This window comes from Kocuria massiliensis (assembly GCF_900169715.1).
Taxonomy (GTDB): Bacteria; Actinomycetota; Actinomycetes; order Actinomycetales; family Micrococcaceae; genus Rothia; species Rothia massiliensis.
On the sequence record NZ_LT835161.1, the window covers coordinates 990,126 to 1,003,623 of the forward strand.

At 60.5% G+C, this 13,498-nt stretch carries 15 protein-coding genes and 2 tRNA genes; 11 read left to right on the forward strand and 6 right to left on the reverse strand.

The features are described from left to right. The first annotated feature begins 81 nt into the window (after window positions 1-81). The 5 genes from B9Y51_RS08780 (at window position 82) to B9Y51_RS08800 (ending at window position 4,271) form a co-directional block, all read left to right on the forward strand. The gene (locus B9Y51_RS08780) at window positions 82-678 is read left to right on the forward strand and encodes a biotin transporter BioY (RefSeq protein ID WP_085529734.1); all 597 of its coding nucleotides are present in this window, start codon (window positions 82-84) and stop codon (window positions 676-678) included. A 140-nt stretch (window positions 679-818) separates the two neighbouring features. Continuing rightward, a complete protein-coding gene (locus B9Y51_RS08785) occupies window positions 819-1,856 on the forward strand; it encodes an AMP-binding enzyme (protein ID WP_245826175.1) in 1,038 nt (345 codons plus the stop codon). Continuing rightward, entirely contained in the window at window positions 1,853-2,974 is a 1,122-nt protein-coding gene (locus tag B9Y51_RS08790) for a thiolase family protein (protein WP_048678146.1), read from the forward strand. Before B9Y51_RS08785 ends, B9Y51_RS08790 begins: the two co-directional genes overlap by 4 nt. Then, window positions 2,971-3,663 (forward strand): energy-coupling factor ABC transporter ATP-binding protein, encoded by a 693-nt coding sequence (locus tag B9Y51_RS08795; protein ID WP_048678147.1) that lies wholly within the window; start codon window positions 2,971-2,973, stop codon window positions 3,661-3,663. Before B9Y51_RS08790 ends, B9Y51_RS08795 begins: the two co-directional genes overlap by 4 nt. Then, window positions 3,660-4,271: an energy-coupling factor transporter transmembrane component T family protein gene (locus B9Y51_RS08800; protein WP_048678148.1), complete on the forward strand. Its 612-nt coding sequence runs from the start codon at window positions 3,660-3,662 to the stop codon at window positions 4,269-4,271. Before B9Y51_RS08795 ends, B9Y51_RS08800 begins: the two co-directional genes overlap by 4 nt. A 100-nt stretch (window positions 4,272-4,371) precedes the next feature. On the opposite strand, the gene B9Y51_RS08805 is transcribed toward B9Y51_RS08800, so the two are convergent. After that, a tRNA-His gene (locus tag B9Y51_RS08805) sits at window positions 4,372-4,447 on the reverse strand. Window positions 4,448-4,581: 134 nt separating this feature from the next. Further along, window positions 4,582-5,202, reverse strand: a complete 621-nt coding sequence (orn, locus tag B9Y51_RS08810; protein ID WP_048678150.1) for an oligoribonuclease — start codon at window positions 5,200-5,202, stop codon at window positions 4,582-4,584. Between the two features lie 131 nt (window positions 5,203-5,333). Between orn and mptB the strand changes: the two genes are divergently transcribed. From mptB to B9Y51_RS11175, 3 genes are all read left to right on the forward strand, one after another. Next, window positions 5,334-6,863, forward strand: a complete 1,530-nt coding sequence (gene mptB, locus B9Y51_RS08815; protein ID WP_048678152.1) for a polyprenol phosphomannose-dependent alpha 1,6 mannosyltransferase MptB — start codon at window positions 5,334-5,336, stop codon at window positions 6,861-6,863. A 58-nt stretch (window positions 6,864-6,921) separates the two neighbouring features. Next, window positions 6,922-6,997 (forward strand) — tRNA-Arg (locus B9Y51_RS08820). 68 nt (window positions 6,998-7,065) lie between these two features. Next, entirely contained in the window at window positions 7,066-7,221 is a 156-nt protein-coding gene (locus B9Y51_RS11175; protein ID WP_158088282.1) for a hypothetical protein, read from the forward strand. 52 nt (window positions 7,222-7,273) lie between these two features. Here the strand turns inward: B9Y51_RS11175 and B9Y51_RS08825 are convergent, their stop codons facing one another. Both B9Y51_RS08825 and B9Y51_RS08830 read right to left on the reverse strand, forming a co-directional pair. Next, complete coding sequence (locus B9Y51_RS08825) at window positions 7,274-7,762, reverse strand: acyltransferase (RefSeq protein ID WP_085529436.1); 489 nt, start codon at window positions 7,760-7,762, stop codon at window positions 7,274-7,276. 541 nt (window positions 7,763-8,303) lie between these two features. Then, a complete protein-coding gene (locus tag B9Y51_RS08830) occupies window positions 8,304-8,843 on the reverse strand; it encodes a GNAT family N-acetyltransferase (RefSeq protein ID WP_143468039.1) in 540 nt (179 codons plus the stop codon). Window positions 8,844-8,992: 149 nt separating this feature from the next. Here B9Y51_RS08830 and B9Y51_RS08835 point away from each other — a divergent pair, with 149 nt between their 5' ends. Then, window positions 8,993-9,436, forward strand: coding sequence for a DUF6993 domain-containing protein (locus tag B9Y51_RS08835; protein ID WP_085529437.1), 444 nt, complete (start codon window positions 8,993-8,995; stop codon window positions 9,434-9,436). A gap of 94 nt (window positions 9,437-9,530) precedes the next feature. Next, complete coding sequence (gene ettA, locus B9Y51_RS08840) at window positions 9,531-11,213, forward strand: energy-dependent translational throttle protein EttA (RefSeq protein WP_048678157.1); 1,683 nt, start codon at window positions 9,531-9,533, stop codon at window positions 11,211-11,213. 123 nt (window positions 11,214-11,336) lie between these two features. Here ettA and B9Y51_RS08845 read toward each other — a convergent pair whose 3' ends face one another. Then, complete coding sequence (locus B9Y51_RS08845) at window positions 11,337-12,257, reverse strand: acyl-CoA thioesterase (RefSeq protein ID WP_085529438.1); 921 nt, start codon at window positions 12,255-12,257, stop codon at window positions 11,337-11,339. Between the two features lie 116 nt (window positions 12,258-12,373). Here B9Y51_RS08845 and B9Y51_RS08850 point away from each other — a divergent pair, with 116 nt between their 5' ends. Next, a complete protein-coding gene (locus B9Y51_RS08850) occupies window positions 12,374-13,036 on the forward strand; it encodes a DUF8185 domain-containing protein (RefSeq protein ID WP_085529439.1) in 663 nt (220 codons plus the stop codon). Between the two features lie 3 nt (window positions 13,037-13,039). Here B9Y51_RS08850 and B9Y51_RS08855 read toward each other — a convergent pair whose 3' ends face one another. Next, window positions 13,040-13,453: a globin gene (locus tag B9Y51_RS08855; protein ID WP_085529440.1), complete on the reverse strand. Its 414-nt coding sequence runs from the start codon at window positions 13,451-13,453 to the stop codon at window positions 13,040-13,042. Between the last annotated feature and the right edge of the window lie 45 nt (window positions 13,454-13,498).

The window sequence follows — 13,498 nt, forward strand, 5'->3', positions numbered from 1 at the left end:
TTCAAAACTCAGTGACCGGTCCATACCGCTGACTTCCAGCGAGGTAAAAAACGACCGGTGCGCACCGAAGTGGAGTCCACCATGAATAGTTTGTCCAGTAGCCAACGACCGGCGGCTCAACCCGTCTCACGGTCCAGTACCGGCCGTTCGATCGCGTACATCGCGGTATTTGCCGCATTGGTAGCGGTGTTGGGGCTCCCCGGCAATATTCCGCTGCCCGGCCTCGTGCCGATTACGGCGCAGACGCTCGGCGTCATGCTGGCCGGCGCGATTCTTGGTCCGTGGCGCGGGGCGGCATCCATGGCCCTTTTTCTGATTTTGGTGGCCATCGGGCTTCCGTTGCTCTCTGGCGGCCGAGGTGGCTTGGGCGCCTTTGTGGGGCCGAGTGCGGGATATCTCGTGTCCTGGATATTGGGTGCCGCGGTGATCGGATGGGTCATGCGCTCGGGTGATGGTCGGCCTACCTGGACCAAGTGCATCGTCGGTTGTTTGCTCGGCGGGATTCTCGCCATTTACGCGGTCGGCATTCCGGTGCAGTCGTTCGTCACGGGAATGTCGATGAGTCAAGCGGCTTTGTCGTCCTTGGCGTTTATCCCGGGTGACCTCATCAAGTTGGTGATTGCTTGCCTGGTCACGATGTCCCTGTGGAAAGCGTATCCGAGGGCATTCCAGCGGTGACGTCCTCGGGATCTGCCCGATTGATGCCGCTTCGTGGACCCGACCACGAAGCGGTATTGAGACGTGCGCTTGAGATGCGACGGGCCGGGAACGTACCGCTCATCGGAGACGAACGATGGTCGGACGCTCGGTGGACGACGATGCTGCGGTCTCTCGACCGACGTGCGATCCATCCCGAAGCAGAGTGGGCGGTTTTCACCTCCGGTAGCACGGGACATCCGCGGGTTATTCTGCGAACACAGCGCTCCTGGGATGTGGCATACCCTGGATTGAATCGGATCGCCGGAATCACGAATCATGATCGGATGCTCATCGCAGCGCACCCGGTCTCGTCGATGGCCACATTTGCGGCTTCACATTCCGAACACACCGGCTTCGACTTCACGGTTCCACAGCGCGCCCGAGTGAGCGCAGAGGATCTGAGGGACGTGACCGTGCTTCACGGGACCCCCTGGCATGTGAGGGACGTTCTCGACCTCCTCGATGCCGGGTGCTCCACCCCGCTTCGAAAGGCTCTCGTGGGTGGTGACCGTGTGGAACCAGGACTACGCCGTCGGGCTGAACGACATGGCATTACGGTTCACAGTTATATCGGCGCTTCAGAACTCAGTTTGATTGCCGTGGACAGCGGCGATGGAGCCGAAATATTCGACGGCGTCGAGGTCGATATTCGAGATTCTGTCTTGTGGGTCCGCACAGAGCAGCTCGCTCTGGGGTGTCTTGGGGGCTCCGGAAGTCTGCGGCGCGACGGCGAGTGGGCCAGCGTCGGTGACCGGGCCAGTCTGCACCATGACCGGCTCACACTGCATGGGCGCGACGACGACGCGATCCTCACCGCAGGCGCTACGGTCATTCCGTCGGATGTTGAGTCAGTACTCCAGACATTGCCCGGAGTGAGAGCATCCGTCGTCGTCGGCATACCCCATGCGCGCGTTGGGCAGATTGTTGCGGCGGCCGTCGAATCGAGCCTCGCTGAGCCGAACCTTCGGGAGATCACAGCTCGTGCCTACCGTGAGCTGTCGGTCGCCGAGCGACCGCGTCGTTGGAAAATGGTGAAGGAGCTGCCACGCACGTCGGTGGGTAAGGTTCGGCGCATCACGGCGGAAGAATTCGAAGCGCTACCAGAGGTGAGGCCCATGGACGGTGGTTCTGGTTCAGTCGAGGGAGGCCGAACATGAACGACGTCGCAATCATTAGTGTGGCACGAACCCCCATCACGGGACGATCCCGCGCATTGTCTGGATACGGTGCTGAGACACTCGCCGGGAACACCCTTCGGGCCTTGCGCGAGATGAGCGGCATCAGTCCGGACGCCGTCGTGCTGGGCAATTGCACCGGGCCTGGTGGAAACCTCGGACGCATGTCGGCTTTGGCGGCGGGGTTTGGTACGGACTGCGTGGGGTGGGGCTTGGACGCGCAATGCGGTTCCGGAATGCTCGCCGTCATGCAGGCTGTTCAGCATGTGGCGTGTACCGGGCAGATCGTCGCTGCCGGGGGAACAGAGTCGGCGAGCACGGCGCCCGTCCGCTCGATCAATGGCGAGGCCTTCGAGCGTGCACCGTTCGCGCCAGAGGGGTTCCCGGATCCCGACATGATCGAGGCCGCCGACCACCTCGCGGCTCAGCGCGGAATATCGCGGGCCAGACAGGATGAATTTGCCGTACGGAGCCACGCGCTCACACTGTCGTCCGCCGAGTTTGTGGGGGAAGAGCTCATCAGCTTGCGTCATCCCGAATCTGGCAACTCCATCATCGATGACGGCCCGAGGAAGCTGACCCCACACACCACGTCTCGGTTTTCCCCGGTCCGCACCGAGCCGCGGGCCACGGTGACTCCGGTCAGTGCGGCACGGATTTCAGACGGCGCCGCCGCGGTTTTGCTTCGGCCAGAAAGCCAGGCTTCGGGCCCGCGGTGGATCATCCGCGGATCCGCGATGACCGGCGGTGATCCGGCGCTTCCTGGAATACTGCCCGTCTCGGCGATCCGCGGTGCGCTGAAGGCCTCGGGTATGGGCCTGGAGAGGCTCGCCGCCGTCGAAATAGTGGAAGCGTTCGCCGCTCAAACCCTGGCCGTTGCGGATGACCTCGGTCTCGCGGTTGGAGGCCACATCGACCCGCGGGTTAATGCCTGGGGCGGCGCATTAGCGCTGGGACACCCGTGGGGTGCCTCGGGAGCAGTCGCACTGGTGCGGCTCGCCCATCGTCTCCGGAGGGAAGGCCCCGGGGCGGTAGGCGTTGCGGCGTGTGCCATAGGCGGAGGAATGGGAACGGCAATGATGCTGGAGTATGTGGAATGACCGTCAACATCACGAATATGCACGTCCGAGTGGACGGCCATCAGGGGCCGGTGACGCTCTTAGAGGATGTCACTCTGAACCTTGAGGCTCCGAGGACGGCGATCCTGGGGGAAAACGGCTCCGGAAAGTCAACCTTGGCCAAGACGTTGGCAGGGCTCATCGCCCCCGCGGAAGGCGCCGTACAGGTCAATGGGATCGACGTGGTCAAGGAGGTCAAACGACTCCGTCGTGAGGTCGGGTTCGTCTTTGCAAATCCCGCGGCGCAGGTGATCATGCCAACGGTTCGCGAGGACATCGCGCTCACGCTTCGGGGCCGCAAGCTCTCACGTCAGGAGATTTCTGAGCGGGTGGAACGGGCCATTGAAGAGCACGAACTGACGTCGTTAGCTGACCGCCCATGTCACTCGTTGTCGAGCGGGCAGATGCAACGCCTCGCCCTGTGTTCGGTCTTGGTCGGGGAACCTCAGCTCGTCCTTGCCGATGAGCCGACGAGCCTATTGGACGCTCGCCATCGGCGCATCATTGCCGAGCGCCTCCTTAAACCCGCCGCCCCACAAGTAATTCTCGTGACGCACGACCTCGAACTGGCACGACGCTGCGATGAGGCCGTATTAGTGGCCGACGGACGCATTGAAGGCCAGGGATCGCCGGAGGACATGATCGAGCGGTATGAGGAGATTCTTGGATGATCTCTCTGTATCAGCCAGGATCTAGCCTGATTCATCGGCTGTCTGCGGGATATAAGCTTGCGGCCTTCGCGGTCATTGCCTTGGCTCTGTCGTTCGCCCCAGCAACGTGGGTGACCGTCGTCCTCTGCGTGATCCTTCCCGTTCTGGGATACGCCGTGGCGCGCTTGGGAACCAGGACTTTCTTCCGGGACTTGCGTGGCCTGCTTCTGCTGGTGGTCTTCCTGGCCGTGACCCAGCTGATTTTTCTCGACCCGATGGACGCGACCCGGAACACCGTGCGCGTGATTTCGATTGTGCTCCTTGCCCAAGTGGTAACCCGGACGACGCCCATCGACGGCATGATCGAGACTTGTGAGAGAGTCCTTGGGCCCTTCCGACGCTTCGGGGTCAAGCCTGAGCGCATGGGACTCGCGATGGCGCTGACTCTGACGTCCGTGAATCAACTCGGGGGAATCGTCCGAGACGTGCGCGATGCTCAGGCAGCGAGAGGCGTTCGTATTGCGCCGTGGGCCTGGGTGATGCCGATGTTGATCTTGACCTTGCAGCACGCGGATCAGGTCGGCGATGCGCTCGATGCGCGCGGTGTGGGGGATGACGAGGGCTCGTAGCGGGGGAGAGGCCCGCCGCTTGGTCGGCATCATGAGGGTTGAGGCTTAACGAATGAGGCCCCGAAACATCTGCAACAGATGTTTCGGGGCCTCATTTTTCTGGGGTGAGCGACGGGGTTTGAACCCGCGACCTCCTGGACCACAACCAGGCGCTCTGCCGACTGAGCTACGCCCACCACGCCGTCTTCGACCGTGGGTGCTTAGTGACCCGTCGATCGGACAACGAATAAGAGCTTACATCAGCCGCGCCGAGGGGGCCAACTGAACCCACCTCGTCACGAGTGATAACTCTCACACGCAAACACCCAAGTTAGGAGTTCGAGGAATCTTGCCCCGAAATACGCTGGGCGATGGCGCGGGAGGCATCCGAATCTGGGCCGGGCTGCGGCACGAACACTGCCTCCCGGTAGTAGCGGAGTTCGTTAATCGAATCGCGAATGTCGCCGAGCGCCCGATGGTTGCCCGTCTTCTCTGGCGACTGGTAGTAGGCGCGCGGGTACCAGCGGCGCGAAAGCTCTTTGATCGTCGAGACGTCGATGATGCGGTAATGCAGGTAATCGATGACCTCCGGCATGTCACGGACGAGGAAGGTCTTGTCAGTCCCCACCGAGTTGCCGCCCAACTGGGCTTTGCGTGGTTCGGGCACATACTTTTTGATGTGATCGAGAACCTGCCGCTCGGCCTCTTTCATGTTCATGCCGGAAGGGAGTTCTTCCAGCAAGCCGGACGTGGTGTGCATGGTACGCACAAAGTCATTCATCTGGTCGACGGCGACCTGGCTGGGTTTGATAATGACGTCCAGGCCGTCGTCCAGAATGTTCAATTCGCCGTCCGTGATGAGAACTGCGACCTCGATGAGAGCATCCTGCTCCAAGTCCAGGCCGGTCATCTCACAGTCGATCCACACGATGCGTTCATTTGAAATAGACACAATGACAACCTACATCTCTTGGTCGCGGGCCGGCGGGCTCGGCGCGAATCCGTGGGGCAACCTGTAAAATTGGGCGAAGCCTCGATCGAGGTGGAGACAGATCAGTAACCAATTTCACGGCAGGGGGACGCTTGAGCCACAGTGCACGGCTTCGGCAGCGACGGCCCAAGGAACCACGGTTCGTCCAGCGCAGCCCCCTTCGGACCATCATCATCGGAACCATAGGTTCGTTGCTCATGATGGTGGGTTCCTTCGGTATCGGATGGCTCGCCCCGATTTCCCAGCTGAGGTTGCAGCAGTGGGTCATTAACCTTCGCTACACCGACGGCGCTGTGGTGCTCTGCATCATCTTGACTGCCGTGGGCGCTATGGCGCTCACTCGCGAATGGATGCGCTTGAGTCAGAAAGTGAATTGGGCGGAGGCTTCGGCGAAGAAATGGGTGACTGCCGCCATCCTGAGTTGGACGGCCCCCTTGCTGGTGGCCTTTCCACTCTTCAGCCGCGATGTCTATTCCTATTTCGCCCAAGGGCGGGTATACCAATCGGGTCTCAATCCGTATGAGTCCGGGGTGTCCTCGGTTAACAATTTTTTGCAGAATGGGGCCGACCAGCTGTGGAGCCAATCTCCACCGCCATACGGCCCGGTCTTTCTCTGGATCGAAGACATCGTGGTTCGCATAGCGGGCGATTCTCCCGATACCGCGTTCTATCTCTTCCGGGGCGTATCTCTGATCGGCGTCGCATTGATCGCGATCTTCCTGCCCAAATTGGCTCGGATGCACGGAGTGAATCCGACGCGCGCGGCCTGGTTGTGCCTGGCCAACCCGATGTTTCTGGTGCACTTCATTGTCTCGGCACACAATGATGCATTGATGATCGGTCTGATGATCGCCGGCATCTATGTGGCCGCGCGGTGGCGCAACGTTTACGGTGGTTTGTCCGGTATCACATTGACGACGATCGCGATTGCGGTCAAGCCGATCGCCCTGCTCATTCTGCCCTTTATCGGCTTGCTGTGGGCCGGCCGGGGTGCCTCATGGCCTCGTCGATTTGTGTACTGGTTTCTGACGGCGGCCATATCTCTCGCCGAGCTGTGGGCCTTGGGCATGGCGAATGGATTTGGCTTCGACTGGGTTGGCGCGCTCTCAACCACGGGCGGAGTATGGATCTGGTATGCGCCCGTGGGATTGCTCGGGTTCCTCCTCAAACTATGGGGAGATTCGCTCGGCCTTCCGGGTGGGGATCTGCAGTCCTACCTGTTCAAGATCGGCCAGATGGTGGGAGTTCTCGGGGCCGCGGTCATGGCGTTTGTCGGGCGCGACGAGAAGATCATTCGTCGTCTGACCATTGGCTTGACCCTGGTCGTGATGCTCAACCCGATGATTCAGGCCTGGTACGTCGTGTGGCTCATCCCGTTCTTCGCCGCCACCGGGATTCGGGCCGATTGGCACGTGGATTTCTTCCTCTTGACCACCTTGTTCTTCATGATGTGGGCCGTTTCGGATCAGCTCGATGTGTTCCCGTACCTCAGCTTGGACCTCAACATGGGCCGTTTGGTGGCCGGCGTCGTCGCCCTGGTGTATGGCTTGTACATCATGTTTATCGATCCCTCCACGCGCCGTGTGTTCCGGCGCGAACATCGCGTGAGTGCAATCATTTGAGCCGCCAAGTGGAGGGCCAGGCCCTTGCGCGGTACCCTAGATGAGGCCTGATGGCCACGCCTCAGTAGCTCAGTGGATAGAGCAGGAGCCTTCTAATCTCTTGGTCGGGGGTTCGACTCCCTCCTGGGGCACCATGACACTCCGCTGACCCGCGGCCTCTCGTTGATATGTACAGGGGCCGGTCAACGGAAAGAGCTTGAGCATGCGCACCAAGCTGACCACCGTGGACACGACGAGGCCCCGCCAGGGAAACTTTCTGGCGGGGCCTCGTCGACATGTATTTCATGAGGACCAAAAATCTCAGATGGGGCTCGGGGATTTCTCCCGGCAGCAATACCTTCCGATCCCGGACTCCTAGCGGTGTGATGCGCGGCTTAGGTGCCTTGTTGTGGCCAGATGGATTTCCGGCGTCAGTCCAAGTCTCTGACCCGTCGAGCGGGCACGCCGGCGTACAGGCCATTGGGTTCGCAGTCCCGTCGAACAAGGGCCCCGGCCGCGATGACGCAGCCCCGGCCGATCGTGACTCCTGGGAGGACTGTCACGCATGCACCAAACCAGCATCCGTCCTCGATCGTCACCGGTAACTTCGTCGTATGTCCGGCACGAGCATCTTCTGGGCCAAATTCATGCGTGGCGGTGCAAATGGTCGCATTGGGCCCAATGGCGACACCGTTTCCAATGGTTGTGCCCCTCTCGATGAAGGCCCCATAGTTCACCCAACTTCGGTCGCCCACCACGACGCCCCGTTCCAAGAGAGAGCCAGGTGCCACAAAGGCCGTCTTGCTGAGACGGACCCCTCGAATTCTCAGCCTCCGGCTATATCTGGCACTGGGAGAGAGCCGCTTACGACACGTGAAAATAAAGTGCTTGACCTCACGAGCACACTGGATGATTTTCATGGATTGATAATAGGTTGAGCGCTAGCGTGCTCAGATTGGTCATTGTTTCTTGACTCCATGAATGAACGGGCCCGCGTCATTGAAAAGCGCCTTTCACCTGCAGAATTGCAAATGTCGGCAGCGAGCTCCTCTATAACCATCGCCGAAGGAGCGCCAGGGGTGTTGTCAAAATCACGCCATCTCTACTGGAAGAGTGTCCATGGGCGTCAAAGATCGGCGGCTGATCTACGTCTCGCTCATCACGCTGAGGCTTGCCGGCGGTGGGGAACTCGCCGGATGCGTTCCTGACGCCAATCTTCGATCTCGGGATCGTGAGTGTCGGTGAGGCTTGTTGTGACGCCGAGAATAATTAGTTTTTCCTCGGACCCTCAAAGCTTTCTGGGCCTGGATAAAATGCGGCCTTTAAGAATTCAGTTTTCGAATGTCATGAGATTAATCCGTCACGATTAATATCGCTTTGGGTTTATGATTTCTGTTGCCGACGGGTTTCTTCAATGGCGCGAGGCAACCGTCCGGTCGCGACTACCGGGAAGGGCTGGCCTTAATTCGTCGGCGGTAGTCCGGGGTCGGTGTCCCGGTGGTCGTCGGGGCACAAATCCAACTCATACCAGGAGACGTCGTGCCATGCGCCGTTCTTCCAACCCACCTTCGTATAAGTCCCGATGAGTTCGAATCCAAACTTTTGATGAAGACGATTGCTGGCGTCATTGGGCTGGGTGACCCCTCCCATGACTCGGCGAAAACCTTTCTGACGAAGCCGATTCAACAGTTCGGTGTATAGCCGCGTTCCGCCCCCGTTCGACCTTCGAGCACCATCCATGTAAACGCTGGCTTCGCAGGCCCATTGGTAACTGGCCCGGGGGTTGAACGTTCCAGCGTAGGCATAACCCGCGACTTCGCCGTCGTCTTCAAGAATCAGCCATTCGTGGGTTTCCAGGGCCGAGGCAATCCGCTCTTCCATGTCGGCGGACGTAGGCGCGACTGTTTCAAAGGTGATGTCGGTGTTTTCGACGTAAGGCCGGTAAATGGATGCGCAGGCTTCCGCATCGGCTTTTGCGGCGCGTCGAATCACACTGTTCATGAGAGCTCCTCGGTTTGGGCGTGAAACACAGGGTGTCAGCTCTGTGTTTCGTGCGGGTAAATCCGTGCCGAGAACGAGAATGTGTAGCAGAATTTTGTCACGATCATCCCGATGCCCACCGCGTCGGTGCAGTACGAGAGGCTCATTCCATGACGCGACCTTCGTGGGGGCGTAAAAACTTTGCCGTCGGTGCGGCCGTGGCTGCCATTCTCTTGGCGACCGCGTGTTCCGAGACGACGACGGCCAGCGGGAACTCCTCGTCGTCGGGGAGCTCCCAAGCAACCGCATCGTCCGGGCCTAGTGATTCGCAGGTCGAGCGTGTGCGAAACACCGTGAAACAGGCGATGCAAGTTGCGCCGACCGAGCAGAGCCTCCGGGAATCACTGGTTAAGGCGGGATGGCCGTCGAACCAGATCGAGACAGGCCAGAACATCACACCTACCGGCCTGGACGTCGATAACGTCGATGCCGCCATCGCCACGGAGGGACGCTGCCTCATGGTGGACGTGCGCGCTGATAAAAACGTTTACGTCACGACCGCCGCACCTTTGTCGGATGGGCGATGCATGATCGGAACCATACACAACGAATAATCGACGCCGCGGTCGACGGCGTCTGGATAGTTCCTGGTCACACAGCGCGACGCGATGACTCCCCAGTCTGCCCGGACATAGTAGCCTGGGGAACATGGCTGAATTTATTTACACGATGTCTAAAGCCCGCAAGAAGGTGGGTGACAAAGTCATCCTGGACGACGTCACCATGTCGTTCTATCCGGGCGCCAAAATCGGCGTCGTCGGCCCCAACGGTGCCGGTAAGTCGACCATCCTGAAGATCATGGCTGGCCTCGACCAGCCGTCCAACGGCGAGGCGCGGTTGAGCCCCGGTTATTCCGTGGGCATCCTGCTGCAGGAACCGCCGTTGAATGAAGAGAAGACCGTTCTCGGCAACGTCGAAGAAGGCGTCGGCGAGATCAAGGAAAAGCTGGACCGCTACAACGCCATTTCCGAAGAAATGGCAAACCCCGACGCTGACTTCGACGCGCTCATGGAAGAAATGGGCAAGTTGCAGGGCGACATCGACGCCGCGAACGCGTGGGACCTCGATAGCCAGCTCGAACAGGCCATGGACGCCCTGCGTTGCCCACCCGGCGACGCACAGGTGTCTAACCTCTCCGGCGGTGAGCGTCGTCGCGTCGCCCTCTGCAAGCTTCTTTTGCAGAAGCCAGACCTCTTGCTGCTCGATGAGCCCACGAACCACCTGGATGCTGAGTCGGTTCTGTGGCTCGAGCAGCATCTCGCGTCCTACCACGGCGCCGTGTTGGCCGTGACGCACGACCGGTACTTCCTGGACCACGTCGCCGAATGGATCTGCGAGGTTGAGCGCGGACGCCTGCACGGCTACGAGGGCAACTACTCCACATACCTAGAAACCAAGCGCAAGCGCCTGGAAGTTCAGGGCAAGAAGGACGCCAAGCTCGCGCGGCGTCTGGCCGACGAACTCGACTGGGTCCGCTCCAATTCGAAGGGGCGTCAGACCAAGTCCAAGGCCCGCCTTGCCCGATACGAAGAAATGGCGGCTGAAGCGGAGAAGACCCGCAAGCTGGACTTCGAAGAAATCCAGATTCCGCCGGGACCCCGACTGGGTAACCTCGTCATCGAGGCCGAAAACCTGCAGAAGGGCTTCGGCGATCGTAGTCTCATCAAGGACCTCTCGTTTTCCTTGCCCCGCAACGGCATCGTCGGCGTGATTGGTCCGAACGGCGTCGGTAAGTCGACGTTGTTCAAAACCATCGTGGGCCTGGAGCCTCTCGATGGTGGTGACTTGAAGATCGGCGACTCGGTCAAGATCTCTTATGTTGACCAGAACCGCGCCAACATTGACCCGGAAAAGTCCCTCTGGGAGGTCGTCTCCGACGGGCTCGACTACATCCACGTCGGCCAGGTAGAGATGCCGTCCCGTGCGTACGTATCGGCCTTCGGTTTCAAAGGTCCGGACCAGCAGAAGAAGGCCGGAGTCCTCTCCGGTGGCGAGCGCAACCGCCTGAATCTGGCGTTGACGCTCAAGCAGGGCGGAAACCTTCTCCTCCTCGACGAGCCGACGAACGACCTCGACGTCGAAACCCTGGCATCGTTGGAAAACGCCCTCCTGGATTTCCCGGGCTGTGCCGTGGTCGTCTCCCACGACCGGTGGTTCCTTGACCGGGTGGCCACGCACATCCTGGCGTGGGAAGGAACCGAGGAAGAACCGGACAAGTGGTACTGGTTCGAGGGTAACTTCGAATCCTACGAAGAGAATAAGGTCGAACGGCTTGGGCCTGAAGCCGCCCGCCCGCATCGTCTCACTCACCGACGCCTGACCCGCGACTAATCGCTGGTCTACCACGATGCCCCCGCTATCTCTCGTCGAGGTTGCGGGGGCATCGTGCATTCATGAGACTACGCCAGGGTGTGTCCGCAAAGCCCTTGAACGACGACGGACGGGCAGCGTGCGTCAGCCGAGGTCTTCGTCGGGAACCCGGACCAGCGCCTCTTGGGTCGTCGTCGCCACGAGTTCTCCCTCGCGAGTAAAGATGCGTCCGCACGCCAATCCGCGGGCGCTCGAGGCGTTGGGAGACGTCTGGGTGTAGAGCAACCATTCGTCGGCCCGTGCAGGTCGGTGCCACCAGATGGCGTGGTCCAAGGAGGCGAGGCTCAAACCAGGGTGAGCCCACATGAAGCCGTGACGACGAAGGATAGGGTCCATCGGCGTGTAATCCGAGGCGTAGGCAATGGCGGCCTGGTGGATACGCGGGTCATCGGGTAGGCGCCCGTGGGTCCTAAACCACACGGTATTGACCGGCTCATGACGTCCTGGGGGAGTCACGTAGATGGGGTCGGTGACGTGACGAATTTCGAAGGGCCGTGCTCGTACCACCCAGCGAGCGAAGGGGTGATCGATGTCGCCCCAGAGCTGCTCCGAGCTCTTCAGGGATTCAGGATCTGGAATGCCGCTCGGCATCGGTTCCTGATGTTCAAGCCCCGGAGCTGGTTCTTGGAAAGAGGCGATGGCCGAGAGAATGACCTGACCATTTTGATACGCATGCACCCGTCGCGCCGAAAACGAACGACCGTCACGCATTCGTTCCACACCGAAAGTCACGGGTATGGAAACGTCACCCGGACGGAGGAAATATCCGTGCATTGAGTGAACGGGCCGATCAGGGTCCACCGTGCGACTCGCCGCCATGACCGCCTGCCCAAAGACTTGCCCGCCAAAAATGCGATCCGACTCTGGAGCGATCGTGTGCCCCACGAAGATGTCCTCGGTGGTTCGCAGGGGTTGCTCGGGCTCGAGGGAGAGCATGCTGACGAGCGCTTGCGTGGGGTCGACGTTGTGGGAGGGGGACTCGGATTCTTCGAAGGTGCTCACCATTCGATCCTACGACCATGCGCCCGCGTCATGAGCCGACATAGGGAATCGTGATCGTCCCCAGTGCCCTGAGAGGATTCATAATAGTTAAGGATTTCCCGCTTTCTATTGCGAAAGAGATGCCCTCACCGTTGCAAAATTCACGCTTTCAGCTTTCCGATCATCGCGAGGCAAAAGATCTCGCGACGTTGCTGTCTCGGGTCAAAACCATCGACTCCTCCGCGGCCGTCCGCCTTCAGGCTCGGGGGCGGGTCTTGGCTGTGTGGGCACCTGTCATGAGCGCTGAAACATTGCTGGATACGGTGCCTACGGTGTTGGGGATGCGGGCTTTGCACCTCGCCGAGGATTCAGAGATCGACGCCACGGTCGAAGCCTCCGCGGTGCTCGACCGTTTGGCCCGGATTGGCGCGAACGACGGCGCCCTGCCGGTCCCACCCGTGACGGTCAACGCTGCTTGGGCGGGAGTCATGCCTCCATCCCGTGGGTGGACTGAATCTGGTCGGCTGGACGCCGAAACGGTGTCTCGGATTGCCCACGAGGGAATGAGGGCCGTCGAGGAGGCGCTACCGACCAACCCTGGAGGCGCAGTCCTGAATACCGTTCGTTCTCGCGTGTGGGGAAGCGATTCCGGTGAAGGCGTGGTGAGCGGCGCCCTGTTTGGCGCCACCGTCTTGGGATTTAACGACACCGACGAGGGATTCACCGTCTACTCCAACGGTCCATGGCGCAGGCTATCGAATACGCAGGGGCACGTGGTGTCCAAATCGGCATCCGCCGTGTGAGGGTTACGAGGAGGCGTCCGGTTCGTCGGGCGTGTTAGTCATGGCGTGGGCCGCGCGTTCGAAGTAACCCCAAATCATGCCATCGTGCAACGGAGGCAGCTCCAAGCAGTCGAGGGCTTCTCGCATGTACGTGAGCCATCGTTCTCGCGCCCACGAGTTGATGGCAAACGGCGCGTGACGCATGCGCAATCGTGGGTGGCCTCGTTCTTTGCTGTAGGTCGTGGGCCCACCAAAATACTGCTCCAGAAACATCTCGAGCCGCCGCCGCGCGGGCTCCAGATCTACTTCTGGATACATCGCTTTGAACTCGGGATCCCGTTCCACCCGGTCATAGAACTCCGTGGTGAGTCGGTGAATGGCGGCGTGACCGCCCAGTTGTTCGTACATTGTGGGGACAGGAGAAGCCGGACTCGTCATAGTTCCATAGTGCTACGACGAGCCCGGCTAAGGCGAATGCGCTGA

What these genes read in the sequence shown, in the direction of transcription:
- ettA (WP_048678157.1), top strand. Translation starts at nt 9,531, where the DNA reads ATGGCTGAATTTATTTACACGATGTCTAAAGCCCGCAAGAAGGTGGGT.
- B9Y51_RS08785 (WP_245826175.1), top strand. Translation starts at nt 819, where the DNA reads ATGCTGCGGTCTCTCGACCGACGTGCGATCCATCCCGAAGCAGAGTGG.
- B9Y51_RS08825 (WP_085529436.1), bottom strand. Translation starts at nt 7,762, where the DNA reads ATGAAAATCATCCAGTGTGCTCGTGAGGTCAAGCACTTTATTTTCACG.
- B9Y51_RS08780 (WP_085529734.1), top strand. Translation starts at nt 82, where the DNA reads ATGAATAGTTTGTCCAGTAGCCAACGACCGGCGGCTCAACCCGTCTCA.
- B9Y51_RS08855 (WP_085529440.1), bottom strand. Translation starts at nt 13,453, where the DNA reads ATGACGAGTCCGGCTTCTCCTGTCCCCACAATGTACGAACAACTGGGC.
- B9Y51_RS08800 (WP_048678148.1), top strand. Translation starts at nt 3,660, where the DNA reads ATGATCTCTCTGTATCAGCCAGGATCTAGCCTGATTCATCGGCTGTCT.
- B9Y51_RS08850 (WP_085529439.1), top strand. Translation starts at nt 12,374, where the DNA reads ATGCCCTCACCGTTGCAAAATTCACGCTTTCAGCTTTCCGATCATCGC.
- B9Y51_RS08845 (WP_085529438.1), bottom strand. Translation starts at nt 12,257, where the DNA reads ATGGTGAGCACCTTCGAAGAATCCGAGTCCCCCTCCCACAACGTCGAC.
- B9Y51_RS08830 (WP_143468039.1), bottom strand. Translation starts at nt 8,843, where the DNA reads ATGAACAGTGTGATTCGACGCGCCGCAAAAGCCGATGCGGAAGCCTGC.
- B9Y51_RS08790 (WP_048678146.1), top strand. Translation starts at nt 1,853, where the DNA reads ATGAACGACGTCGCAATCATTAGTGTGGCACGAACCCCCATCACGGGA.
- B9Y51_RS11175 (WP_158088282.1), top strand. Translation starts at nt 7,066, where the DNA reads ATGCGCACCAAGCTGACCACCGTGGACACGACGAGGCCCCGCCAGGGA.
- B9Y51_RS08835 (WP_085529437.1), top strand. Translation starts at nt 8,993, where the DNA reads ATGACGCGACCTTCGTGGGGGCGTAAAAACTTTGCCGTCGGTGCGGCC.
- B9Y51_RS08795 (WP_048678147.1), top strand. Translation starts at nt 2,971, where the DNA reads ATGACCGTCAACATCACGAATATGCACGTCCGAGTGGACGGCCATCAG.